The organism is Streptomyces sp. NPDC056222, assembly GCF_042264065.1.
GTDB lineage: Bacteria > Actinomycetota > Actinomycetes > Streptomycetales > Streptomycetaceae > Streptomyces.
This window is the reverse complement of the sequence record NZ_JBHJTL010000041.1, coordinates 1-23,729: the sequence shown is the minus strand read 5'-3', so window position 1 is coordinate 23,729 and position 23,729 is coordinate 1. Positions and strand designations below refer to the sequence as shown.

18 protein-coding genes are annotated in these 23,729 nt (G+C 73.1%); 11 read left to right on the top strand and 7 right to left on the bottom strand.

Annotated features, from left to right (window positions below; translation table 11 throughout):
* Nucleotides 1–52 precede the first annotated feature (52 nt).
* Nucleotides 53–1,072 (bottom strand): NADP-dependent oxidoreductase, encoded by a 1,020-nt coding sequence (locus tag ACFC0D_RS20325; RefSeq protein ID WP_376437631.1) that lies wholly within the window; start codon nucleotides 1,070–1,072, stop codon nucleotides 53–55.
* A 94-nt stretch (nucleotides 1,073–1,166) separates the two neighbouring features.
* Here ACFC0D_RS20325 and ACFC0D_RS20320 point away from each other — a divergent pair, with 94 nt between their 5' ends.
* Nucleotides 1,167–1,601 carry a MarR family winged helix-turn-helix transcriptional regulator gene (locus tag ACFC0D_RS20320; protein WP_376437628.1) on the top strand — a complete coding sequence of 145 codons (435 nt, stop codon included), beginning with the start codon at nucleotides 1,167–1,169 and terminating at the stop codon, nucleotides 1,599–1,601.
* A 25-nt stretch (nucleotides 1,602–1,626) separates the two neighbouring features.
* Here ACFC0D_RS20320 and ACFC0D_RS20315 read toward each other — a convergent pair whose 3' ends face one another.
* Nucleotides 1,627–2,445 (bottom strand): hypothetical protein, encoded by an 819-nt coding sequence (locus ACFC0D_RS20315; protein WP_376437626.1) that lies wholly within the window; start codon nucleotides 2,443–2,445, stop codon nucleotides 1,627–1,629.
* A 122-nt stretch (nucleotides 2,446–2,567) separates the two neighbouring features.
* On the opposite strand from ACFC0D_RS20315, the gene ACFC0D_RS20310 reads away from it, so the two are divergent.
* From ACFC0D_RS20310 to ACFC0D_RS20285, 6 genes are all read left to right on the top strand, one after another.
* A complete protein-coding gene (locus ACFC0D_RS20310) occupies nucleotides 2,568–3,119 on the top strand; it encodes a hypothetical protein (RefSeq protein ID WP_376437624.1) in 552 nt (183 codons plus the stop codon).
* Between the two features lie 506 nt (nucleotides 3,120–3,625).
* Complete coding sequence (locus ACFC0D_RS20305; RefSeq protein WP_376437622.1) at nucleotides 3,626–4,669, top strand: rod shape-determining protein; 1,044 nt, start codon at nucleotides 3,626–3,628, stop codon at nucleotides 4,667–4,669.
* 36 nt (nucleotides 4,670–4,705) lie between these two features.
* Nucleotides 4,706–6,229 carry a GAF domain-containing protein gene (locus tag ACFC0D_RS20300; protein ID WP_376437620.1) on the top strand — a complete coding sequence of 508 codons (1,524 nt, stop codon included), beginning with the start codon at nucleotides 4,706–4,708 and terminating at the stop codon, nucleotides 6,227–6,229.
* A gap of 204 nt (nucleotides 6,230–6,433) precedes the next feature.
* Nucleotides 6,434–7,621, top strand: coding sequence for a nitrate/nitrite transporter (locus ACFC0D_RS20295; RefSeq protein ID WP_376437730.1), 1,188 nt, complete (start codon nucleotides 6,434–6,436; stop codon nucleotides 7,619–7,621).
* Nucleotides 7,622–7,670: 49 nt separating this feature from the next.
* A complete protein-coding gene (locus ACFC0D_RS20290) occupies nucleotides 7,671–9,146 on the top strand; it encodes an acyl-CoA synthetase (protein ID WP_376437618.1) in 1,476 nt (491 codons plus the stop codon).
* On the top strand, nucleotides 9,139–10,491 hold the full coding sequence (locus ACFC0D_RS20285) for a carboxyl transferase domain-containing protein (protein WP_376437615.1): 1,353 nt from the start codon (nucleotides 9,139–9,141) through the stop codon (nucleotides 10,489–10,491). Before ACFC0D_RS20290 ends, ACFC0D_RS20285 begins: the two co-directional genes overlap by 8 nt.
* A 72-nt stretch (nucleotides 10,492–10,563) precedes the next feature.
* On the opposite strand, the gene ACFC0D_RS20280 is transcribed toward ACFC0D_RS20285, so the two are convergent.
* The 4 genes from ACFC0D_RS20280 to ACFC0D_RS20265 form a co-directional block, all read right to left on the bottom strand.
* Nucleotides 10,564–14,232: a S8 family serine peptidase gene (locus ACFC0D_RS20280; protein ID WP_376437613.1), complete on the bottom strand. Its 3,669-nt coding sequence runs from the start codon at nucleotides 14,230–14,232 to the stop codon at nucleotides 10,564–10,566.
* A 124-nt stretch (nucleotides 14,233–14,356) separates the two neighbouring features.
* Nucleotides 14,357–15,616, bottom strand: coding sequence for an MFS transporter (locus ACFC0D_RS20275; RefSeq protein ID WP_376437610.1), 1,260 nt, complete (start codon nucleotides 15,614–15,616; stop codon nucleotides 14,357–14,359).
* Nucleotides 15,613–16,059, bottom strand: coding sequence for a GNAT family N-acetyltransferase (locus ACFC0D_RS20270; protein ID WP_376437607.1), 447 nt, complete (start codon nucleotides 16,057–16,059; stop codon nucleotides 15,613–15,615). The genes ACFC0D_RS20275 and ACFC0D_RS20270 overlap by 4 nt, the downstream gene beginning before the upstream one ends.
* 125 nt (nucleotides 16,060–16,184) lie before the next feature.
* A complete protein-coding gene (locus tag ACFC0D_RS20265; protein WP_376437604.1) occupies nucleotides 16,185–19,544 on the bottom strand; it encodes a BTAD domain-containing putative transcriptional regulator in 3,360 nt (1,119 codons plus the stop codon).
* 117 nt (nucleotides 19,545–19,661) lie between these two features.
* On the opposite strand from ACFC0D_RS20265, the gene ACFC0D_RS20260 reads away from it, so the two are divergent.
* The 3 genes from ACFC0D_RS20260 to ACFC0D_RS20250 are packed head-to-tail and all read left to right on the top strand — an operon-like array spanning nucleotide 19,662 to nucleotide 22,576.
* Complete coding sequence (locus ACFC0D_RS20260; protein WP_376437602.1) at nucleotides 19,662–20,420, top strand: SDR family oxidoreductase; 759 nt, start codon at nucleotides 19,662–19,664, stop codon at nucleotides 20,418–20,420.
* Nucleotides 20,421–20,471: 51 nt separating this feature from the next.
* The gene (locus ACFC0D_RS20255; RefSeq protein ID WP_376437599.1) at nucleotides 20,472–21,077 is read left to right on the top strand and encodes an NAD(P)H oxidoreductase; all 606 of its coding nucleotides are present in this window, start codon (nucleotides 20,472–20,474) and stop codon (nucleotides 21,075–21,077) included.
* Nucleotides 21,074–22,576 (top strand): MFS transporter, encoded by a 1,503-nt coding sequence (locus tag ACFC0D_RS20250; RefSeq protein WP_376437596.1) that lies wholly within the window; start codon nucleotides 21,074–21,076, stop codon nucleotides 22,574–22,576. The genes ACFC0D_RS20255 and ACFC0D_RS20250 overlap by 4 nt, the downstream gene beginning before the upstream one ends.
* 95 nt (nucleotides 22,577–22,671) lie before the next feature.
* Here the strand turns inward: ACFC0D_RS20250 and ACFC0D_RS20245 are convergent, their stop codons facing one another.
* The gene (locus ACFC0D_RS20245; protein ID WP_376437593.1) at nucleotides 22,672–23,154 is read right to left on the bottom strand and encodes a MarR family winged helix-turn-helix transcriptional regulator; all 483 of its coding nucleotides are present in this window, start codon (nucleotides 23,152–23,154) and stop codon (nucleotides 22,672–22,674) included.
* 105 nt (nucleotides 23,155–23,259) lie between these two features.
* Here ACFC0D_RS20245 and ACFC0D_RS20240 point away from each other — a divergent pair, with 105 nt between their 5' ends.
* Nucleotides 23,260–23,676: an organic hydroperoxide resistance protein gene (locus ACFC0D_RS20240; protein ID WP_376437590.1), complete on the top strand. Its 417-nt coding sequence runs from the start codon at nucleotides 23,260–23,262 to the stop codon at nucleotides 23,674–23,676.
* The last annotated feature ends 53 nt before the right edge of the window (nucleotides 23,677–23,729 follow it).

The window sequence follows — 23,729 nt, the reverse complement described above, 5'->3', positions numbered from 1 at the left end:
TTCTGCTGATTCGCCGCGACTCGCGCCCACGATCGCGACGGCTGAGGGAAGACTAGCCGGTCACCGAAACGATCATCTTTCCGGTGTTGTCCCCGCGGAGCAGGCCGAGGAAGGCGTCCACGCTGTTCTCGATGCCCTCGACGACGGTCTCGTTGTACTTCAGCTCGCCGGAGCGCAGCCAGCCGCCGACCTCCTGGACGAACTGCGGCTGCAGGCCGTAGTGGTCGCCGACGAGGACGCCCTGGAGACGCAGCCGCTTACCGATGATCATGGCCATATTGCGCGGGCCCGGCACCGGCTCGGTGTCGTTGTACTGCGCGATCATGCCGCAGATGGTGGCGCGGCCGTGCACGTTGAGCGAGGAGATCGCGGCTTCGAGGTGGTCGCCGCCGACGTTGTCGAAGTAGACGTCGATACCGTCCGGGGCGGCCTCGCGGAGCTGGTCCTTGACCGGGCCGTTCTTGTAGTTGAAGGCGGCGTCGAAGCCGTACTCCTCGATGAGGAGCTTGACCTTCTCGTCGGACCCGGCGGAGCCGATGACCCGGGAGGCGCCCTTGAGCTTCGCCATCTGGCCGACCTGGCCGCCGACGGCGCCGGCCGCGCCGGAGACGAAGACGGCGTCGCCCTCCTTGAAGGAGGCGACCTCGAAGAGACCGGCGTAGGCGGTGAGGCCCGTCATGCCGAGGACGCCGAGGTAGCTGGAGAGGGGGGCCAGCTCCGGGTCGACCTTGGTGGCGTGCTGGGCGGGCACATCGGCGTACTCACGCCAGCCGAGACCGTGCAGGACGTGATCGCCGACGGCGAATCCCTCCGCGTTGGACGCGATGACCTCGCCGACCGCGCCGCCGTCCATGGGGTGGTCGAGCTTGAACGGCGGGATGTACGACTTCACGTCGTTCATCCGGCCGCGCATGTACGGGTCGACGGAGAAGTGCAGGTTCTTGACCAGGATCCGGCCCTCGGCGGGCTCGGTGACGGGGGTCTCACGGAGCGCGAAGTCCGCGGGGGTGGGCCAGCCGTGCGGACGGGCGACGAGGTGCCATTCACGGCTGGACGCGGGGATTACGGACATCGGTACGGCCTCCTGGAACAGAATGTTTCACTACCTGAAACAACCATGCTCCTGGATATTTCATGTTGTCAAGTATCTGGGTAGGATGGAGCCCATGGCCACCTCGAACTCAGACCCCCTCACCCGCGAAGTCGTCGAGCTGATCGGCACGGTCGTGGCGCGGTACTACGCGGAATACGAGCAGGCGGCCGCGGAGCACGCGCTGACCGGCGCCCAGGCGAGGGTCCTCGGACTGCTCACGCTGGAGCCCGTCCCGATGCGGAAGATCGCCCAGAAGCTGAAGTGCGAGCCGTCGAACGTCACCGGGATCATCGACCGGCTGGAATCGCGTGGGCTGGTGGAGCGCCGCCCCGACCCGGCCGACCGACGCGTCAAGCTGGCCGCGCCGACCCCGGAGGGCCTGGACACCGCCGGCCGACTGCGCGACTCGCTGGACTTCGCGCGCGAGCCGCTCGGACAGCTCACGGCGGACGAGCGCGCGCTGCTGCGGGATCTGCTGAAGCGGATGCTGGGCGAGGACGTGGCCTGACGCCGTCTCGGCGCTCGGGGAGTCGCTAGACGCAGAAGAAGATGATCCACGTGCACGTCGGCGTCGGGGACGGCGTGGGGCTGGGCGTGGCCGTCGGCGAACCGCCGGGCGGGGTCGCGGTGGCGCTTCCGGAGCCGGTCGGCGTGGGACCGCTCTGCGAGCCCGAGGGCGAAGGCGAGCCGGACGGCGTACCGGCCGGGGGCCCGCCTCCGGAGCCCTGCGAACCGCCGCCACTGCCGGAACCGCCGGATCCCTGGCCACCGGATCCCTGGCCGGGTATGCCCGTATGGCCGGGCGCGGGCCCGTCCGAGCCCTTGGGGGTGGCGGACTTCGTCACCGTGACCGGGGTCGGCCCCTCCGGTGCCGTGGCGCTGTCCGAGGGCAGCGGCGGCAGCGAGGTCTCGACGACCTCTTCCTCCTGTACGGCGGTGGCGGCGCCGCCCTCGCCCGGTGGCTCGAGCGCCAGCTTGGCCATGCTCAGCGCACCCGCCGCGAGGACGATGCCGAGCGTGCCCACCAGGACCTTGCGCCCCTTGCGGCTGCGCGCACGACGGCTGCGGCGGGCACTGCTCCGCCCCGACGCCGCGCCACGGCGGGCGGCGGCCCGACCGCCGGAAGCGGCCGAGCGCGGCGGCTCGAGCGGGTCCAGTTCGTAGATGTGCTCGGCCCGCTCCTCGTACGCCACGGGCGCGGTGGGCTCGACGTACTCGACGCGCTGGGCCGCGGCGGCGCGCGCGGCGACCGGCTGGGGGGTCTCGTACCGCAGCTCCTCGACGGGGGTCCCGCATCCGGCGCAGGCGAGTGCGCCGTTGAGGTGCCGTCGGCACTGGTGGCAGTAGTCCATGGCTGCCGCAGAGTATGTGTCGACAGGACACCAGAGGTAGGCGGGAACGTGAGGATCCTGTGAGGAAACCCCAGGTCGGCGGCGTGTCGTCGTGATTCTCCCGCTTCGGGCAGGATGGGCTCATGACACCGTCCGGGCCTTTCGGGCCACGCGAGTTCCAGCTCGTCCTGCTGCGCCGGATGGCCGACCACCAGCCGGACCTGGTCGAGGACGCGCTCAGGGATCTGGGGGCGACGCGGGCCGAGTCGCGTGAGGCGAACCGCCGCTGGCAGGCGTGGGCCCATGGCAGCGGAAGCCGCGGGGAGCTGTCCCGGTACCGCTCCGTCCTGGGCGAGCCGGTGGCCCGCCGCGCGGTCCCCCGGCTCGACGCCGAGCTCCTGGAGTGGGAGCTCCCGCTCTGGCCGGAGCTGCGCTGGCAGGTGATCGTGGGAAAGCCGCCGGCGGTCTGGGGCAGCGGCCTGGTCCGGGCGCCCGGCTCCCCCGTCCCCGAGCTGCGCACCGAGGCCGACCTGCGCCCCTGGAGCTGCACCCTCCCCGAGGTCGGCAACGCCTTCCCCCCGGCCCGGGCCCGGGACGGCAGCGCCCCCACCCGCCTCCGCCTGGACTTCACCCTCCCCGACGGAACCCCCCGGGCCGCCGAATTCACCTGGGGCCTCCTGCAACGCCTGCTCTGACGCCCCCGCCGTGCTCGGCGAGCCTCGCCGGGCCGCACGGCCGGGGCGGTGCGGGCCCCGCACTGCTCCGCGCGACCCCGGCGCCGCCACGGCGGCCCGTGCCACGGAGGCGAACGAACCCGCTGACGGGCCGAGCCTGCCGTGCGCCGGCCACGGGCCCCGGCGCCACGCTGGGCGGCACACCCGCCGCGCCGAACGCGCACCGCGAGTCCCGAGCGACTCGCACGGGGCCGAGCCGAGTTCGCCCGCGCCGCGCCCCGCCCCGCGCCCGCCGCACCCGCCGAGCCGAGCTCACGCCCCGGACCACGAGCGACCCGACACCCGTCCGCGCCGAACTCGCCCCCGGGGCCACCCCACACCGACCCGCCGTCAGGCGGCCCCGCACCCCCGGGCGGCGCAGCCCAGCGCGCGGCATCGCGGTGGGAGTCGCACGATGCGAACAGAACGCCGTAGCAAACCGGCGTCCACCCTCGCTCGTGCCAGCACCGCACTCCGGAGGATCTGCCGTGACCGTCAGCCTGGAACAGCTGCGTCGTTGCCATGTCGCCGTCGACCTGGGGGCCGCCCGGACCCGGGTCTTCGTCAAGGGCGCCGGGCTCGTCGTCGACGAGCCCAGTGTCGCCGCTGTGAACACCCGTACCGGTGCGCTGATCGCCGTCGGCGCGCTCGCCGAGAAGATGACCGGCCGCACCCCCGACTACATCCGCGTCATGCGGCCCGTCTCCGGCGGCACCGTCGTCGACATCGAGATGGCCCAGCGGATGCTCCGCCACCTCCTCGGCGAGAAGCTCCGCCGCCAACTTCGCCGCAAGCCCCGGCTGCGCGCCGCCGCCAGCACGCCGCACGACAGCGACCCGCTCGCCCAGCGCGCCGCCGTGGAGACCCTCGTCGGGCTCGGCGCCCGGCGGGTCGAGCTGGTCGACACCCTGATCGCGGCGGCCGTGGGCTGCGGACTCCCCGTCGAGCAGCCCACCGCGACCATGATCATGGTCTGCGGCGCGGCGACCACCCAGGTCGCCGTGCTCTCCCTGGGCTCCATCGTCACCGCGGAGCGGATCCCCGTGGGCGGCGACGCGATCGACCACGCGGTCATCCAGCACCTGCGCCACCAGCACGAGCTGATGCTGCCCAGTCAGTCCGTCCGCCCGCTGCAACTCGCCCTCAGCGGCAACGGCCTGACCCTCCAGGGCCCGACCTCCACCGAGATCCACGGCCGCGACGTGGCCACGGGCCTCGCCCGTTCGGTGACCGTCGACACCGCCGCCGTACGCGATGCGATCCACACCCCGCTGACCGCCGTCCTCGACGGCATCGGCAAGATCCTCCGCGAGTGCCCGCCCGACCTCGTCGCCGACCTCGCAGAGCGCGGCATCATGATGGTCGGCGGCAGCGCCCTGCTCCCCGGGCTCGACCAGATGCTCCGCGAGGCGACCGGGATGCCGGTGCACATCGCCGAGCGGCCGGACGTCTGCGCGATCCTCGGGCTCGGCGCGATGCTGGAGGGCAAGATCCAGCCCATGGTCCTCGACCCGCTGGCCGACAGCGAATGATCGCCACATCCCGCCCATTTGTACGACAATAAGCGCATGTCGCTCATGGACCAGGACGACCCGGCGCCCCGTCTGCCGATGCTGCTGGAAGCGGTCCTGAGTGTCGGCACCGATCTCGAACTGCGGACCACGCTCCAGCACATCGTGGACTCCGCGATCGACCTGACCGGCGCCCGCTACGGAGCGCTCGGGGTCGTCGACCCCGAGCGCCGCCGGCTGACCGAGCTGTTCACGGCCGGGATGACCGAGGCGGAGCGGCAGCGCATCCCCCGGCTCCCCGACGGCCACACCGGGCTCCTCGGCGTCCTCGTCCACGACCCGCAGCCGCTGCGGGTCGACGACCTGACGGCCGATCCGCGCTCCAGCGGGGTCCCGGAGGGCCATCCCGAGATGCGCTCCTTCCTCGGTGTCCCGATCCGTGTCCACACGGAGGTGTTCGGCAATCTCTATCTCACCGAGAAGCGCGAGGGGAGCTTCACCGAGGAGGACCTCGCCCTGCTGCGGGTCCTCGCCTCGCAGGCCGGCATCGCCATCGGCAACGCCCGGCTGTACGAGACCGCCCGTCAGCGCGAGCGCTGGATCGAGGGCGCGGCGGCGGTGACGACGGCCCTGCTCACCAGGGAACCGGCGGAGGACGCGCTGATGACGGTCGCCGAGCAGGCCAGGTTGCTCGCGGACGCCTCCGCCGGGGTCGTCCTGCAGCCCACCGAGGAGGGCGGGATGGAGATCGTGGCCGCCTCGACGGTCGGCGACCCGGGCGACCTGGTCGGTACGACCATCGCGCCGGGTTCGCCCGTCCTCGAGCAACTGCTCGGCGGTGAGCCGGTCTTCGTGGAGGACTCGGCCACCGATCCACGGATGACCACCCATGTACGTTCCCGGTTCGGGCCCTCGATGATGCTGCCGCTGCAGAGCGGCGGCCGGCTCATCGGCACCCTCGCCCTCCCCCGGCGGCGCGGCGGCCGCCCGTACACGGCGGTCGACCGCCTCCTGGCCTCGCAGTTCGCCTCCCAGGCCGCCCTCGCCCTGGTCCTCGCGGACGCGCAGCACGATCGGGAGCAGCTGGCGGTGTACGAGGACCGCGACCGGATCGCCCGCGACCTGCACGATCTCGTCGTCCAGCGGCTGTTCGCCACCGAGATGATGCTGGAGTCGACACGGCGGCGCGCGGCCGAGGCGACCGACGAGAGCGTCCTGCTGGGGCGGGCGGTGGACGAACTGGACTCCACCATCCAGGAGGTACGGACGACCATCTTCGCCCTCCAGCAGCCGCCCACCGACGCGCCGACGACCTTCCGGGGGCGTGTGCTGCGCGAGACGGGCGGCGCGGCGGTCCTGCTGGGTTTCCAGCCCTCGGTGCACTTCTCGGGCGCGGTCGACACCCTGATCGACGAGGCCGAGGGCGAGCGGCTCCTCGCCACGCTGCGCGGCGCGCTGGCCGCGGCCCACCGTCGGGAGGGCGTCACGGCGATCACGGTCGAGGTGGCGGCGACCCAGGAGGGCCCTCACCTGGCGGTGGCGGCCGACGGGAGCCCGCCCACGACGGTGAACTGGCCCTAGCCGGCAGCCCGCCCTCGACCGTGAACCGGCCCTAGCCGGCAGCCCGCCCCCCGACCGTGAACCGGCCCTGGCGGGCCGTGCGCGAGCCCCCGGACCGGACGCCCGTACGGCCCAATCCGGCGCGCCCCGCCCGGCGTCGCGGCATTGACTGATCACGTGGACACCCTTGAGAAGCCCTCCGGCACCGCCTACCGGAACCTGGTCATGGCCACGATCGGATTCACGCTCACGTTCTGGGCGTGGAACCTGATCGCGCCGCTGGCGGGGGACTACAAGGACCGGCTGGACCTCAGCTCATTCCAGCAGTCGCTGCTCGTCGCCGTCCCGGTCCTGGTGGGCTCGCTGGGCCGGATCCCGGCCGGTGCGCTCACCGACCGCTACGGCGCCAAGGTGATGTTCCCCCTGGTCTCGGCGCTCACGATCGTCCCCGTCCTGCTGCTGATCCCGGCGAAGAACTCGTACGGCGCGATGCTCGCCGTCGGTTTCCTCCTCGGCCTCGGCGGGACGACCTTCGCCATCGGCATCCCTCTGGTCAACTCCTGGTTCCCACCGGCCAAGCGGGGCCTGGCACTCGGGGTCTTCGGCATGGGCATGGGCGGTGTGGCGCTCTCCGGCTACTTCACCCCGCGCATCGCCAAGCACGGGGAGAACCTGCCGTTCCTCGTCGTCGCGGTCGCGCTCGCCGCGTACGCCGTCCTCGCCGTGTTCCTGATCACCGACCGCCCCGACCGGCCGGTGCCCACGGCCTCCCTCGGATCCCGGCTGGGCAAGGCGGGCCGGCTGCGGGTGACCTGGGAGCTGTCGGCGCTGTACGCCATCGGCTTCGGCGGCATCGTCGCCTTCGGGGTGTACCTGCCGACGTATCTCAAGACCTGGTACGAGCTCGACCCGACCGACGCCGGCACCAAGGCCGCCGGTTTCGCTCTCGTCACCGTCGTCTTCCGGCCGATCGGCGGCTGGCTCTCGGACCGGATCCACCCGGCCCTCGTCACCGCCGCCGCGCTCGGCTTCGCCGCCCTCTTCGCCATCGTCCAGGCCTTCGACCCGCCCCTGAACCCGGGCGGCACGATCGCCCTGCTCTGCATGGCGGCCGGACTCGGCACGGCGAGCGGCTCGGTCTTCGCACTGGTCTCCCAGGTCACCCCGCAGCCGCAGGTCGGCAGTGTCACCGGCATCGTCGGCGCGATGGGAGGGCTCGGCGGGTTCGTTCCGCCGCTGGTGATGGGCGCGATCTACAGCGCCAAGGACTCCTACTCCATCGGCTTCATGCTCCTGTCCGACCTGGCCCTCGCCGGCTGCGTCTACGCCTACGGGCGGATGCGGACGATCCGGCCGGCCGGGGACGGCGGCGGCTCCCCGGAGGTGAGCAAGGTCGCAGCGCGACCCTCCTGAGGCGGGGGAAGAATGCCTCTCGCATCCCGCTACGCGAGGAGGACGACCGTTGAGCGCGCTCTTCCCGGCCCTGGTGGCCGGCTCGGACCGGCCCGCACTGCGCCTCGGCGCGGACACCCTGACGTACGAGGAACTGGCCGAGGCCGCCGGGGCCTTGGCGGTACGGATCGGAGGCGCGGGACGGGTCGCCGTCTGGGCCACACCGACCGCACGGACGGCGGTCGCGGTGGTGGCCGCACTGCTGGCCGACGTACCGGCGATCCCGCTCAACCCGCGCACCGGGGAGCGGGAGCTGGCGCACATCCTCGGCGACAGCGCTCCGAGCGTGGTCCTGGCGGGGGCGGAGGACGTTCTGCCGGCGGGGCTCGCGGAACTGCCCCGGATCGACGTCGAGACGACGGTCACGTCCTTCGGCCCCGTCCCCGCGGCCTTCGCCTTCGCCGGCGGGTCGGACGCTTCCGAGTCGCCCGCCCTGATCGTCTACACCTCCGGCACCACCGGCCCGCCCAAGGGCGTCGTCCTCTCCTCCCGGGCGATCGCCGCCTCCCTCGACGCCCTGGAGGAGGCCTGGGCGTGGACCGCGGACGACGTCCTCGTCCACGCGCTGCCGCTCTTCCACGTCCACGGGCTCGTCCTGGGGGTCCTCGGACCGCTGCGGCGGGGCGGATCCGTCCGCCATCTCGGAGCGTTCTCGACCGCGGGTGTGGCCCGGGAGCTCGGTGCGGGCGGCGGCACGATGCTGTTCGGCGTACCGACCATGTACCACCGGATCGCGGACGCGCTGGCGGACGATCCGGCGCTGGTACGGGCGCTGGCCGAGGCGCGGCTGCTGGTCTCGGGATCGGCGGCGCTGCCGGTCCACGACCACGAGCGGATCACGGCGGCGACGGGCCGGACGGTGATCGAGCGGTACGGAATGACCGAGACGCTGATGAACACCTCCGTCCCCCTGGGCTCCCACCCGCGCCCCGGCTCGGTCGGGCTGCCGCTGCGCGGCGTGGAGCTGCGTCTGGTGGAGGAGGACGGCACGGAGATGAGGGCGTACGACGGGGAGAGCGTCGGTGAGATCCAGGTCAGAGGCCCGAACCTGTTCTCCGCATATCTGAACCGGCCGGACGCGACGGCGGCCGCGTTCGACGGGGACTGGTTCCGCACCGGGGACGTGGCGGTCCGTGAACCCGACGGGTACGTACGGATCGTGGGCCGCAAGGCCACCGACCTTATCAAGAGCGGCGGTTACAAGATAGGCGCGGGTGAGATAGAGAACGCGCTCCTGGACCACCCGGCGGTGCGGGAGGCCGCCGTGACCGGCGCGCCGGACCCGGACCTCGGGGAGCGGATCGTGGCCTGGGTGGTGCCGGCGGACGCGGAGAAGCCGCCGACGGCGGAGGAGTTGGCGGACCATGTCGCCGGGCTCCTCGCCCCGCACAAGCGCCCGCGCACCGTGCACTTCCTGCGCGCGCTGCCCCGCAACGACATGGGCAAGCTCCTGAAGAAGGCCCTCCCGGAGGCCCTCCATGGCTGAGCGCCTCACGGCCCGTGCGGTGATCGGGCTGGTCACCGACGACTTCGTCCCGCTGCCGGCCCCGGCCGCTCTCGCGCCGCCGCTCCCGGACGGCCCGATCGGCTGGGCCGGTTACGACGCCTCACGCGCGCGTGCCGCCGGGAGGACCGGCGAGGAGGAGTCCGTCCTGTACGGCAGGGCGACGATCGACGGTCGCCGGGTGGTCCTGGTCGCCTTCGAGTTCGGCTTCCTCGGCGGCTCGCTCGGGCAGGCGGCCGGGGACCGGCTCGTCGCCGCGTACCGCACCGCCCTGGCGGACCGGGTCCCGCTGGTGTCGCTCGTGGCGACGGGCGGCAGCCGGATGCAGGAGGGCATGATCGCCCTGACGCAGCTGCAGCGCGTGGCGGAGGCGACCGTACGACTGCGGGACGCCGGCGTCCCCCATGTCGCGGTCCTGCGCGACCCGTCCACCGGCGGCGGCTGGGCCACGGTCGGGGCGGGCGCGGACGTCGTGCTCGCCCTCCCCACCGCCCAGGTGGCGTTCGCCGGCTCGCGGGTCCGTCCTCATGACGCCGACCCCGCCGCGTACACGGCGGAGAGCCAGTGGAAGCACGGGCATGTGGACGGGATCGTCGAACCGGAGGACCTGCGGGCGACGCTCTCCCTGTGGCTGCGGCTGCTGAGGGGCTCGGAAGGCGCCCCGGCTCCCGCCTCCGCTCCCCCGCCCCGCGCGCTCACCGAGGCCGGACCGCCCTGCACCGGCTGGGAGGCCGTCGTACGGGCCCGGTCCGCCGAGCGCCCCCGCGCCGGGGCCTATCTGGACGCCTACTTCACCGCCCGGGCGGCCATCCGCGGCGACCGGGCGGGCGGGGTCGACCCCGGGGTGGAGTGCGGCTTCGGACTCCATGAGGGGCGGACGGTCGCGTACGCCGCGCAGGACGGGACGGCGACGCGCCCCGCGGGCTTCCGGACCGTCGCCCGGCTGATCCGGCTCGCGGACCGGCTCGGGATCCCCGTGCTCACCCTGATCGACACGCCCGGCGCCGCCAACGACGCCGACGCCGAACGGGCCGGGGCGGGTCCGGCCATCGCGGACGCGTTCACCGCGGTCGCCGAGGCGCGGGTCCCGGTGACCTCGCTCCTGGTCGGCGAAGGGGGCTCGGGCGGGGCCCTGGCGCTGGCCGCGCCGGGCAACACCTGGGCCACGCCGGACGGCTACTTCTCGGTCATCGCCCCCGAGCTCGCCTCGGCGATCCTGAAGAGGGAGCCGGACCAGGCCCCGGTCACCGCCGACCAGCTCCGGCTGCGCCCCCAGGACCTGGTGGAACTGGGTGTCGTGCGCGGGATCGTGACGCGCGGCGGGTGACGGCGGGACGAAGAGAGCCCCGGCACGGCTGCACGCCATGCCGGGGCTCCCCCGTCTCCGGGACTCCTGGGGCTACTTCACCCCGACCGCCCGGATGATCTCCTGCTTGACCGAGCCGCCTCGGTCGTCGGACGCGCCCGCCCGGAAGGAGATGTACTGCGCGTTGTCCGGCACCCGGAGCTCACCCGTCCAGGACGTTCCGTGCCACGACTTGTCGAGAGCGACCTTCTGCCAGGTCGCGCCGTCGTCGTACGAGACCTCCAGGGAGCCGCCACCGATCTTGCCGGTGTCGATCGCGCCCTCCACGTACTCGGCGAAGATCCCGACGGGCACCCGGCTTCCGCCGCGCACATCGCCCTTCAGGTCGGTGTCGACGTCGAAGCCGAGGTTGATGAGCGGAAGGAAGACGGTGGTGTTCGCCGCGGGGGCCTTGGAGCGGAAGGTCCACTCGGAGTGGCCCTTGGTCGAGAGACGCCAGCGCTCCGCGTCCATCGTGGTGTCGGTGACGACCTTGTAGGTCGCCTCCTCCGCCGGGGCGTCCCAGGCGTAGGCTCCCGAGCTCATCTTGCGGTCGACCCGGGTCCCGTTGATGTACACCTCGGTGAACTGGGTCTGCGAGTCGTCGCTCCACACGTTGCCGAAGCCCGTGTGGTCGGGGCCGGAGTCGCCCCAGCCGGGGGTGTTGAACCGCAGCTGGTTGCCGGACCGCTCCTGGCCCCAGCCGAGGCCGGTGCCGAGCCAGGGGTGCCAGACCGGCTCGAACCAGTCGAGCGACTGGCTGCTGCCGCCCCGGTAGGAGTTGACGCCCGCCCGCTGCTCCAGGGAGTCGGCGAGGTCGACCGACTCGTGCCAGCCCTGGCCGGTGCCGGTGGAGACGTACTCGGTGCGCTCGGTCGGGAAGGCGATGTACTCCTTGAAACCGAAGCCGACCGGGAAGGTGTCGGTGATCGAGTAGCGGAACTCGCCGCCGAGCTCCTTCTTGCCCGTGGGCATGTGGAACGCGGAGCGGATGGTGGCCAGTTCGTCCCTGTCGGGCCGGAAGACGAGGTCCTTGCCGATCGCGCCCGGGTGACCCTCGGAGAGGTCGTAGGTGTACGGGGTGAAGCGCGTGCCGGTCAGGTCGACCCGCTTGCCGCGCTCGGCCGCCTCCGAAAGCCGTGCGGCGTCCGCGGAGTTGACGGTGGCGACGGCGAGCGGCCGGTCCTCGAACTCGGCGGTGCCGAACCAGGACATCAGCCGTCCGGGCTGGTCGTCGGTGACGAACAGGGCCGTGGCGCCCGCGTCCTGGGCGTTCTGGGCGAGCTGTGCGTTCGGGAGCGCGCCGGCCCGGACCAGGACGGCCTTGCCCTTGACGTTCTTGCCGGCGTACTCGGCGACCGTGCCGGTGCCCGCGTCGACGACACCGAGCTTGTGGCGGCCTTCGAGCATCGTGGAGCCGGCCTGCACGGTGGCGTCGGACAGCTCACGGCCGTCGACGCTCGCCTCCAGGAGCGGCTTGCCGAGCCGCCAGACCGTCCGGTACTCGAAGGTGCCGTTGGCGGGCTTGCGGGTGGGCGCGGCGAAGATGGAGTCGTACTTCATCGGCACCTGCACCGCGCCGCCGAAGGAGGCGCCGTGGGCGTCCCGGTCGAACTCCATGAGCAGCTGACGGGTCTCCGTCCGCTTCTCGACCTCGGCCCGGATCTCACGGAGCTGCCGCCCGTCGAGGGTGATCTCGCGGTCGCGGTCGAGGACGATCTCGGGGTCGGTGAGGAAACCGAGGCCGAGGGAGTCCTTGCCCTTGGAGCCGCGGACGTCGAGGAAGGTGTCGACGGTGTACGTGTCGGGCTTCAGCCGGAGCTCGATCGTGCCGGACTCGCCGACGGCCACCGGGAACGGGTCGTGGCGCCCCTCGGCGAGCTGCTTGACGACGACGGTGCCGGAGGTGGGGGCGCCGTCACGGTCCTTGACGTGGATCGTGAGGTTGTAGCGCTCCTCCTCCTTCACCAGGCCGAGCGCGGTGTGCGCGACGGGGGTGCCGGCGGCCGAGGCGACGATCCGGCCGGAGGCGTTGCCGACCGGGGCCTTCGTGCCGTCGCCGGTGACCGTGGTCTGCGCGGTGCCGTGGGCCGGAACGGTGAGGGTGGTGTCGGCGAGGGTCGCGACGCCCGCGGGCATCCCCTCGACGGCGAGGTTCAACTCCACGGCGGCGTCGGAGTGGTTGGTGTACGTGACGGTCTTCGTGACCGGCTTGTTCTCCTCGTACGGCCAGGCGAAGAAGCCCAGGTCGGCGGAGCCGGTGGCGGTCACGTTCGCGGAGATCGCGGCGGCCACGTCGACCCGGCCGGCGCCGAGCGCGTAGCTGGAGTCGGTGAGCGTCTTCGACGACGACATCAGGGCGTTCTTGAGCTGCGCGCCGGTCCAGTCGGGGTGCTTCTCGGCGAGCAGCGCGGCGACACCGGCGACGTGCGGGGTCGCCATCGACGTACCGCTCATCGTCGTGTAGAGCCCGGTGCCGGTCACCAGCTGGGAGCGGGCGGCGAGGATGTCCACGCCGGGCGCGGAGAGGTCGGGCTTGAGGGCCTGGTCGCCGAAGCGGGGTCCCTGGCTGGTGAAGTAGGCGGCCTGGTCGGCGGAGTCGACGGCGCCGATGGTGAGCGCGGAGTCGGCGGCGCCGGGCGAGCCGATGGTGCCGGGGGCGCCGCTGTTTCCTGCGGCGATGACGAAGAGGGCGCCCGTCTCGGCGCTCAGGCTGTTCACGGCCTGGGCCATCGGGTCGGTGCCGTCGCTGCCCTCGCGCGAACCGAGGCTCATCGAGACGATCTTCGCGTCGATGTCCTTGGCGGCCCACTCCATGCCGGCGATGATCTGCGACTCGGTGCCGGAGCCCTCGTCGCTGAGGACCTTGCCGACGGCGAGGGTCGCGCCCGGCGCGACGCCCTTCTCCTTGCCCTCCGAACCGGCACCGCTGCCGCCGACGGTGGAGGTGACATGGGTGCCGTGGCCGCCGCGGTCGGCGACCTCCTGGCCCTCGATGAAGGACTTGGACTCGGCGACCCGGCCGGCCAGGTCGGGGTGACCGAGGTCGGCGCCGGTGTCGAGGACGGCGACCTTCACGCCCTTGCCGGTGAGCCCGGCCTCCCACGCCTTCGGGGTGCCTATCTGGGCGTTGGACTCGGCCATGGCGGCCTCGACCTTGCCGTCCAGCCACACCTTGCCGCCCGCGGAGCGGGTGGTGGGCGAGGTGAACGACCGCCAGAACGCGGCCGGGTCGGTCGCCTCCACCGCGGCGCCGCCGATGCTCGGGAGGGCGCGGACGGTCTCGGTGCCGCGCGGTGCGGCGGAGCGCGTGCCCTTGCCGGACGTGACGATCAGCGGGAGTTCGTCGGTGATGCCCTGCTCGATCAGGCCGCTGACGTCGAAGAGCCGGCGGTCGAGCACACCGGAGTCCAGGTAGCTGCGGGCCTCGTCGGGGACGACCGTGACGCGGCCGTCGGAGATCTCGCTGCGTACGGCGCCGGTGGCGCCCTTGGCCCGGTCGACGGTGACGGTCTTCCTGCCGCCACCGAGGTCGGTGACGGTGACCCGGTCGCCGGTGATGAGCGTGACGGTGGCGCTCCGGTCTGCGGCGCCCTTGAAGGTGTCGGGTACGGCGGGGGCGGTGGTTCCCCCGGCAGCGGCGGTCTGCCCTGCCGTGAGCAGCACCAGGGAGATGCCGGCGGCGAGCAGCCCGGCCCTTCCTCCTGCGGAAGGTCTGATCATCGACGCACTCCTCGACACCCGGGGGAAGGGGTGGTTCCGGGCGTCGCGAGGAGTCTGGTCCGCACAGCGGTGGTTGAGTACAGAACGGCCTGGCGGCTATATGCCGTGGCGGCCAACCGCCAGTTCAGGCAGTGGGGTTGAGCGCGTCGTATCGGCGAAAACCCCGCCCGTACAGGGCAAGCACACCAATCGCGAGCACACAGGCGATTCCGCCGCCGGTGATGGCGACGGCCGGGGAGGTCAGATCGGCGACCGAGCCGGCGAGGAAGTCGCCGAGCCGCGGCCCGCCGGCGACGACCACGATGAAGACGCCCTGGAGTCGGCCACGCATCTCGTCCGGGGCCGCGACCTGCATCATCGTGTTCCGGAAGATCATCGAGACGGTGTCGGAGTAGCCGGCGAGGGCGAGCAGGAGCAGCCCGATCCACAGGTTGCGGGTGAGCCCGAAGACGGCGATCGCGGTGCCCCAGCAGGCGACGGCGAGCAGGATCGCCTGTCCGTGGTGGCGGATGCGCCCCTGCCAGCCGCTGAGGACGCCGCCGAGGAGCGCTCCCGCGGCGGGGGCGGCGGCGAGAAGCCCGGTGGTGGTCGCGTCGCCGTCGTACCAGAGGACGGCGACGACGGGGAACAGCGCACGGGGGTGGGCGAGGATCATCGCGCAGAAGTCCGAGAAGAACGTCATGCGCAGATTGGGCCGGGTGGCGAGGAAGCGCAGCCCGTCCAGGACCGAGGCCCGCTTGGCGCCGGTCCGTTCGGGGAGCATGGAGGGCAGCCGCCACATCGCGTAGAGGGCGGCGGAGAAGGCGACGGCGTCGATGAGGTATGCGATCTGGAAGCCGCCGAAACCGACGATGAGACCGCCGAGGCTCGGGCCGACGAGCGTGCCGAAGGTCGTCGTCATCGAGTTGAGCGCGTTCGCGGCGCGCAGCTGCTCGGGCGGCAGCAGGCGCGGGATCATCGCGCTCCGGGCGGGCGAGTTGAGCGCACCGCAGACGGACTGCAGGGCCACGATCGCGTACAGGAACCAGACGTGGTGGAAGCCGACGAACGCGGCCGCGGCGAGGGCGGCCGAGAGCACGGCGGAGCCGGTGGCGCTGGCGAGCCCGAGCTTGCGGCGGTCGACGGTGTCGGCGATGGCGCCGCCGTACAGACCGAAGACGATCAGCGGGACGAGCGAGAACAACCCGACGAGCCCGACGGAGAACGGCGAGCGGGTGATCTCGTACACCTGGAGCGAGACCGCGAGCGCGGTCATGCCCTGGCCGACCCAGGAGACGGTGTTGCCGAACCAGAGGCGGCGGTAGTGCGCGGAGGTACGGAGCGGGGTGAGGTCGGCGAAGACCCGGCGGCGGTCGGCCTTCTCGGCCTCTTCGGTGGCGCTCACGCGACGTCGTACCGGAGCTCGGGCCTGGCCCAGTGGATGTGGCCGGTGGGCTCGACGATGCCGGTGCGGCGGGCTCCCGTCCGCAGGTAGAACTCCTCGGCGGGCGGATGCGCGACGACCCGTACGGTGCTGAGCCCGGCGGCGCGGGCCTGGCCGATCATGTGCTCCATCAGCAGCCGCCCGACGCCACGCCCCTGCGCCTCGTCGGCGACGAAGGCGAGATCGAGCTCGGCCTCGTCGAGCAGGAGCGCGTAGAACCCGAGCACGCGATCCCGCTCGTCGACGGCGACGAAGACGGGGTGGTGCTCGATGTAGCTCCCCCCGACGACATAGCCGTCGACCATCGCGGCGTAGTCACCGCGATAGGCGCGGGATTTCCGGACGAGCTGCGTGAGACGACGCGAGTCGTCGGCGGTGGCCCGCCGGAGGCTGAGGGAGGACATGGGTTGAGTATAGGGACGGATGCAGGGTGGGGTCCTTACAGTATTCCCGGCTGCCCACCCGTCCCACCGTTGCGGGCAATCGCCCCCTGGAGCGGGAGGGATGGGCACAACCCTCAGGGGTGCCCTTACGGCACGGGTGCCCCCGAGACCCCGCGCGCCTCCCCCACGGCCGCCTCCGCCCCGAGCCCTTCGCCCCGGGCCCGGGCGGCAAGGAACGCCCCGTCCCCCAGCGCGGCGCGCACGACCGCCTCCACCCGCTCCACATCCCCCCGCTCCGCCGCGGGCAACGGCGCTCCCGTCGACGCCCGCAACGCCCCCGCCGCACCCAGCAGCAAAGCCGCTCCCTCACGCCGCCCGGCCAGGGCATGGGCGCCGGCCAGACCCTCCAGCGCGAGCGCCACCGCCCGAGGGTCCCCGGTCGTCGACGCCGTTGCGTACCCCTCCTCGTGCAGCGCGAGCGCCCCCTCCGCGTCGCGCCGCAGCTCCGCCACGAATCCCAGCTCGGCGAGGATCAGCGCGTTGGCCCCGTCGAGCCCGACCAGCCGGTGCCAGTCGAGGACCTCCCGGAGGTGGACCTCGGCCTCCTCCAGCAGGCCCTCCCGCCGGGCCCCGAGGCCCAGACCGAGCACCGCGTTGATCTCGCCCGCCCGGAAGCCGACCTCGACGGCCTTCTCCCGCCCCTCCTGGTGGTACGCACGCGCCTGCGCCAGGTCCCCCATGAGCAGCGCGGTTCTGCCGAGCCCCGACAGCAGGTCCGGCACCTCGGTGGTGAGACCGAAGCTCTCGGCGGTGTCCAGGGCGGCACGCTTCAGCCCGGCGGCCCGCGCGTACTCGCCGCGGATCTCCGCGACGGTCGCCAGCGGGTACACGGACCACAGACCCCCGCACGCGTCCCCGACCGCAGCGAAGAGCGCGGCGCTGCGGGCCGCGTCGTCCTCGGCCCCGGCCAGATCGCCCCGGAGCAGCCGCTGCACGGACCGGTCCCCCAGCGCCGCCGCCTCCCCCCACGGCTCCCCGGCCTCCGCGAACCCGTCGAGCGCCGCGTTCGTCAGCTCCTCGCCCTCGCTCTGGCTCCCGGTCCCGCAGAGCGCGTGGGCGAGGAACCAGCGGGCCCAGGCCAGGGCGGCGGGGCCGGCTCCGTACGCCGCGTCGACGGATGCGAGCGCGCTCGCGATGCGGCGCCGGCGGTCCGTTCCGTCGCCGCTCATGACGGTGAGCCCGGTCCGCCACACGTCGACGCGGGCCCGCGCCCGGGCGAGCGCGTCGGGACCCGACGACGGGTCGGGGGCGACCGCCGTGTCCAGCGCCGCCGCCGTCGAGCGGACCGCCTCGCCCAGGCGGCCGCGCAGCACCCAGTACCAGGCCAGCGCGTCCACGAGTCGCAGCGCGTGCTCCGCGTCGCCCCGCTGCACGGCGCGGTCCAGGGCGGCGCGCAGGTTCGGTGACTCCGCGTCGAGGCGGGTCAGCCACTCCCGCTGGGCGTGGCCGCGGAGCTCCGGTTCGGCGGCCACGGCGAGGCCCGTGTAGTACGTCAGGTGCCGGCCGCGTACGTCCTCGGTCTCGCCCGCGTCCGCCATCCGCTCCAGGCAGTACGCGGCCACGGATTCGAGCAGCCGGTAGCGCGGACCGTCCTTCCCGTCGACGGCGACGACCAGCGAGCGGTCCACCAGCCGGGCCAGCAGGTCGAGCACGTCGTCGGGCGCGACCTCGCCGCCCCCGCAGACCTGCTCCGCCGCGTCCAGCGTGCAACCCTCCGCGTGGACGGCGAGCCGGCGCAGGACCAGGCGTTCCGGTCCGGGCAGCAGCTCCCAGCTCCAGTCGATGACCGCGCGGAGCGTCTGCTGCCGGGCCGGTGCGCCCCGCTGCCCTGCGCTGAGCAGCCGGAAGCGGTCGTCGAGCCGTTCGAGCAGCCGGTGCACGCCGAGCGCCCGCACCCGGGTGGCGGCCAGTTCGAGGGCGAGCGGGACTCCGTCGAGGCGGCGGCAGATGCCCTCCACGGCGGCCCGCTGGGACGCGTCCGGCGCGAATCCGGGCGCCGAGGCGGCCGCCCGCGCGACGAACAGCTCGACGGCCCCGGCGAGATCGAGCGGCGGCACCGACCACAGCGTCTCCCCGGCGAGGACCAAGGGCTCCTGGCTGGTCGTCAGCACCACGAGGTCGGGGACGGTGCGCAGGAGCAGCTCGGTCAGGGCGGCGGCCTCGTCGATCACGTGCTCGCAGTTGTCGAGGACGAGCAGCATCCGTCTGCCGCGCAGGACGCCGGCGAGCCGCTCCGCCCCACTCGGTGTCCGCCCCGCCTCGGGCCGTACGCCCCACGCCCCGTCGTCGCGCAGCTCCATGGCCGCGGCGACGACCTCGGCCAGCTCGCCGTGTGCACCGGCGAGTTCGACCAGCCATACGCCGTCGGGGAACAGCTCCCGCGCCTGCCCGGCGGCCTCCACGGCCAATCGCGTCTTGCCGACGCCTCCGGGGCCGGTGAGCGTGACGAGCCGCCGTCCGGCGAGCAGCTCCCGGATCTCCTCGACGGCCTGCTCGCGTCCGACGAGCCCGCTGATGGCCATGGGCAGATTGCCGCGGACCTCGCCCCGGCCGGTACCTCCGTGCACAGCGCCATGGGCCGGTGCCGAGCCCGAAGGCGAGAGCGCGTTCGGCTCCCGTACGTCTCCGTCCCGCGCCGAGGCCGCGGCCTCGGCGGCCGTGTCCCCGGAAGCCGTCGGCACCTCGGCCCGTACCGCGTCCAGCGCGGGGTCCTGGCGGAGCATCGCCCTCTGGAGCTCCACCAGTTCGGGGCTCGGGTCGAGGCCCAGGTCCTCCGCGAGGCGGACGCGCAGCTCCTCGTACCCGGCCAGTGCCTCGCTCTGCCTGCCCGAGCGGTACAGCGCGCGCAGTTGCACGGCACGCAGCCGCTCACGCAGCGGATGCCGCTCGACGAGCTCGGCCAACTCCCCTACCAGCAGGGTGTGTTCCCCGGCTGCGAGGCGCGCCTCGGCCGCGTCCTCATGGACGACGAGCCGCTCTTCCTCCAGGCGGTTCACGGCGGCCCGGGTGAACGGCTCGTCCGCGAAGTCCGCGAACGCGGGGCCGCGCCAGACCTCGAGCGCTTCGGCGAACAGCTCCGCCCGCCGCACCGGGTCGGATACGGCGCGTGCACGCGCGGCCAGCGCGGCGAACCGCTCCGCGTCCAAGGCGCCTTCCGCGAGCGCCAGTTGGTAGCCGGGGGCGCGGGAGACCAGCAGATCGCGGCCGCCGGGCTCGGCCTCCTCCAGGACGCGCCGCAGCTGGGAGACCTTCGCCTGGAGGGCGCGCAACGGATTGCCGGGCGGTTCCTCGCCCCACAGGTCGTCGACGAGACGGTGCGTGGCGACGGGCCGGCCCGTGTCGACGAGCAACGAGGCGAGCAGGGCGCGCACCTTGAGCTCCGGGACCCGGACGGGCCGCCCGTCCTCGGTCCAGACGGCCGTCTCCCCCAGCACCCCGAATCGCATGGGGTCACCGTAACTCCCCGTCCGAACCGGGCCCGAACAGAACCCGAACCGATCCCGAACCGCCCTCCCGCAGAGTCTTCCTCGTCAGCAGGAAACACCACCACCGAGGAGACTCCGATGACCCGCTCCACCACCCTCACCGGCAAGACCGCACTCGTCACCGGCGGCAGCCGCGGCATCGGCCGCGCGATCGCCCTGCGGCTGGCCGCCGACGGCGCCCGCGTCGCCGTCCACTACGCGAACAACGAGGCCGCCGCGAAGGAGACGGTCGCCGCGATCGAGGAGGCCGGCGGTTCCGCCTTCGCCATCCGTACCGAACTGGGAGTCCCCGGGGACGCCGAGGCGCTCTGGAAGGCCTTCGACGAGCACGCCGACGGCGTCGACATCCTGGTCAACAACGCCGGAATCGCCGGCGCGGGCACGATCGACGAGGTCGAGGAGGCCGACTACGACCGGGTGTTCGCGGTCAACGCGAAGGCGCCGTTCTTCATCGTCAAGCACGGCCTCGGCCGACTGCGCGACAGCGGCCGGATCATCAACATCTCCTCCGGCGTCACGAAGGTCGCCTTCCCCGGCATGACCTCGTACGCCGCCTCCAAGGGCGCGGTCGAGGTGCTGACCCTGACCCTCGCCCAGACTCTCGGCGCCCGTGGCATCACCGTCAACGCGGTCTCGCCGGGCACGATCGAGACGGACATCCACCCGTGGATGGCCGACCCGGCCGCCAAGGCGCACGCCGCGGGCTTCTCGGTCTTCAACCGGGTCGGACAGCCGGGGGACGTGGCCGATGTGGTCGGCTTCCTCGCCTCGGACGACGCCCGCTGGGTGACCGGCCAGAACATCGACGCGAGCGGCGGCTCCGGCCTCGGTCTCTGACGCCCACCGTGCCCGCCCCCCTTCCCGAAGGTCTCCCCGAAGGACGCCGTCATGCCCCGCCACACCCTGCTCGTCCTCGCCCACCCCCGTACCGACTCCCTGACCGCCCGGATCGCCGACCTCGTCCACGCCCGGCTGAAGGACGGGGGGCAGAGCGTCGACGTACTCGATCTGTACGCCGAGGGCTTCGACCCCGTCCTCCGGCCGGCGGACGAGCCGGACTGGGAGAACCGGGAGAAGGCGTACTCCCCCGAGGTCCACGCGCACATGGACCGCATCCTGGCCGCCGACGACATCGTGGTCGTCTTCCCGGTCTGGTGGATGGCGCCGCCCGCCGTCCTCAAGGGCTGGATCGACAGGGTGTGGAACTACGGCTTCGCCTACGGCCGCAGCAAGCCCCGCCTGGCGGCGAAGCGGATGCTGTGGCTGGCCCTGATGGGCAACGCCGAGGCGGAGATCGAGCGGCTGGGTCTTTCCACCGTCCTGGACCTCCAACTGCGGGTCGCGGTCTCCCGGTTCTGCGGGATCGAGGACTCGTCCGTCGAGATCGTGTACGGCACCGAGCTGTCGGGGGTGCCGCGCGCACTGCGCCCGCAGCGGGTGCGGGAACTGCTGAAGTCCGCCGAGGAATCCCTGAACGGAGCGCTGCCGCGATGACCACCACCCGCACCCCCGCGTCCCCCGCCGAGGCGGCGTCGGCGAAGGCCGGCGCCCGCCAGTGGCTCGGACTCGCCGTCCTCCTCCTCCCGGTCACCCTGATGACGGCCGACCTCGGCGTCCTCTGGCTGGCCACCCCCTACCTGGCCGCCGATCTGCGGCCGAGCAGCGCCCAGTTGCTGTGGATCACCGACATCTACGGCTTTCTCACCGCCGGCACCCTGGTCATCATGGGCACGCTCGGCGACCGCCTCGGCCGGCGCCGGCTGCTGATGGCGGGCTCGGCGGGCTTCCTGCTGGCCTCGCTGCTCGCCGCGTACGCCCCGAACGCCGAGACCCTGATCGCGGCCCGCGCCCTGCTGGGCGTGGCGGGAGCCGCCGTACTGCCCTCCACGCTCGCCCTGATCAGCCATATGTTCACCGACGCACGGCAGCGGGCGACCGCGATCGCGATGTGGGTGACCGCGCTCTCGGTGGGCCTGGCGATCGGCCCGATCGTCGGCGGCGTTCTTCTGGCGTCCTGGTGGTGGGGCTCGGTGTTCCTGATCGGTCTGCCGATCATGCTGCTCGCCCTGGTCACGGCGCCGGTGCTGCTGCCGGAGTACCGCGATCCGGGGGCCGGCCGGATCGATGTGCCGAGTGTGGCGCTCTTCCTTCTGGCGGTCCTGCCGCTGGTCTACGGGGTGAAGTCGGTGGCCTCGCACGGTCCGACGGCGGAGTCGGGCGCGGCCTTCGCCGGCGGTATCGCCCTCACGCTGCTCTTCGTCAGTCGCCAGAACCGGCTGACCACCCCGCTGCTCGATCTGCGGCTCTTCCGCGACCGCGCCTTCACGGGGGCGCTGCTCGCCCTGCTGCTCGGCATGACCGCGCTGAACGGGGTGGAGTACCTGGTGCCGCAGTACCTCCAGGCGGTCGCCGGTCAGTCGCCCCTCGAGGCAGGTCTCTGGCTGCTGCCGGGGGCGGTGGGGCTGATCGCCGGATCGCAGCTGACCCCGCTGCTCGCCCGTCGCCTCCGCCCGGCGTACGTCCTGATCGGAGGCCTGCTGGTCTCGCTGGCCGGGTACGCGGCGATCGCGCTGGCCGCTGGGGTCGAGGTGGCCTCCCTGGGCCTCGCGGTGATCATGTTCGGGGCGGCCCCGATCAGTGTCCTCGGCACGGCCCTGGCGGTCGGCGCGGCTCCGCCGGAGAAGGCGGGCGCGGCGGCGGCGACCGGTCAGACGGCGTACGACCTGGGCCTGGCCCTGGGGATCGCGGTGACCGGCAGCGTGGCGGTCGCGGTCTACCGGAGCGGTATCCCCGGCGACGCGCCGGCCGCGGCGCGGGAGTCCCTGGGCGCGGCGAGCGCGGTGGCGGACGAGGAACTGCTGGCGACGGCGCGGGAGTCCTTCACCACGGCTCTGCAGTCGGCATCGGCACTGAGTGCGGGCTTCGCGCTGCTGACGGCGGTCCTGGTGGCGGTACTGCTGCGGAAGGTGCCGAGGATCACCTCTGGCGGCTAGGAAGCGGCACGGGACGGGCAGGGCCTGTCCCGCGGATCATCTCGGGCGACGCCCGGCAGGATCCGTGGGACAGGCCCTTCGCCATTCGCGCAGGCCTACTCGCAGGCGCTCAGGTCGTCCGGGTCGACACTGTCGAGCCGGACGGCCAGCTCGTTGAGCCGGGCCCGCAGCGCGCGCATCTCCTCGAGTTCCATGCCCGTGGCCGCGGCGATCCGCTTCGGCACGGCGAGGGCCTTCTCCCGCAGCGCCGCGCCGGCCTCGGTGGGTCGCGCGGTGACCGACCGCTCGTCCTCCGCGCTGCGCCGCCGCTCGACGTATCCGGCCGCCTCCAGCCGCTTGAGCAGGGGGGACAGGGTCCCGGAGTCGAGGCGCAGATGCTCGCCGATCCGCTTCACGGGCAGCTCCCCGTGCTCCCAGAGCACCAGCATCACCAGGTACTGGGGGTAGGTGAGCCCGAGCTCCTTGAGGGCGCCGCGGTAGACGCCGTTGAAGGCGCGGGTGGCGGCGTGCAGCGAGAAGCAGATCTGGTGGTCGAGCCGGAGGAAGTCCTCGTCCCGGGTCGTGTCGAGAGTCTCCATGCCTCCAGGGTACGGGACACCCCATCGCAAGCCATTCAGTTGTGCACAACTGAATTGCACGCTACCTTGGTGAGCACACCCCGACCTGAACGGAAACGAGGACCCATGAACGCGATCTACACCGCCGTCGCCACCGCCAACGGCCGCGAGGGCCGCGCCGTCAGCTCCGACGGCCACATCGACCTCCCCCTCGCCCACCCCCAGGCCCTCGGCGGCAACGGCCAGGGCACGAACCCGGAGCAGCTCTTCGCCGCCGGCTACGCGGCCTGCTTCGCGAGCGCCATGGGTCTGGTGGCACGCCAGGAGAAGATCGACATCAAGGACGCCTCCATCACCGCCGAGGTCTCCATCGGCAAGGACGAGACGGACGGCGGCTTCGGCCTCGCGGTCGTCATGCGCGCCGAGTTCCCCGACCACCTCCAGGGCGAGCCGGGCCGCGAACTCCTCGAGAAGACCCACGCCTTCTGCCCGTACTCCAAGGCCACGCGCGGCAACATCCAGGTCGAGCTCGTCATCGAGTAGTCCCGGCACCCCCGCACGACCGAGGGCCCGTACGCGTCGTCCGACGCGTACGG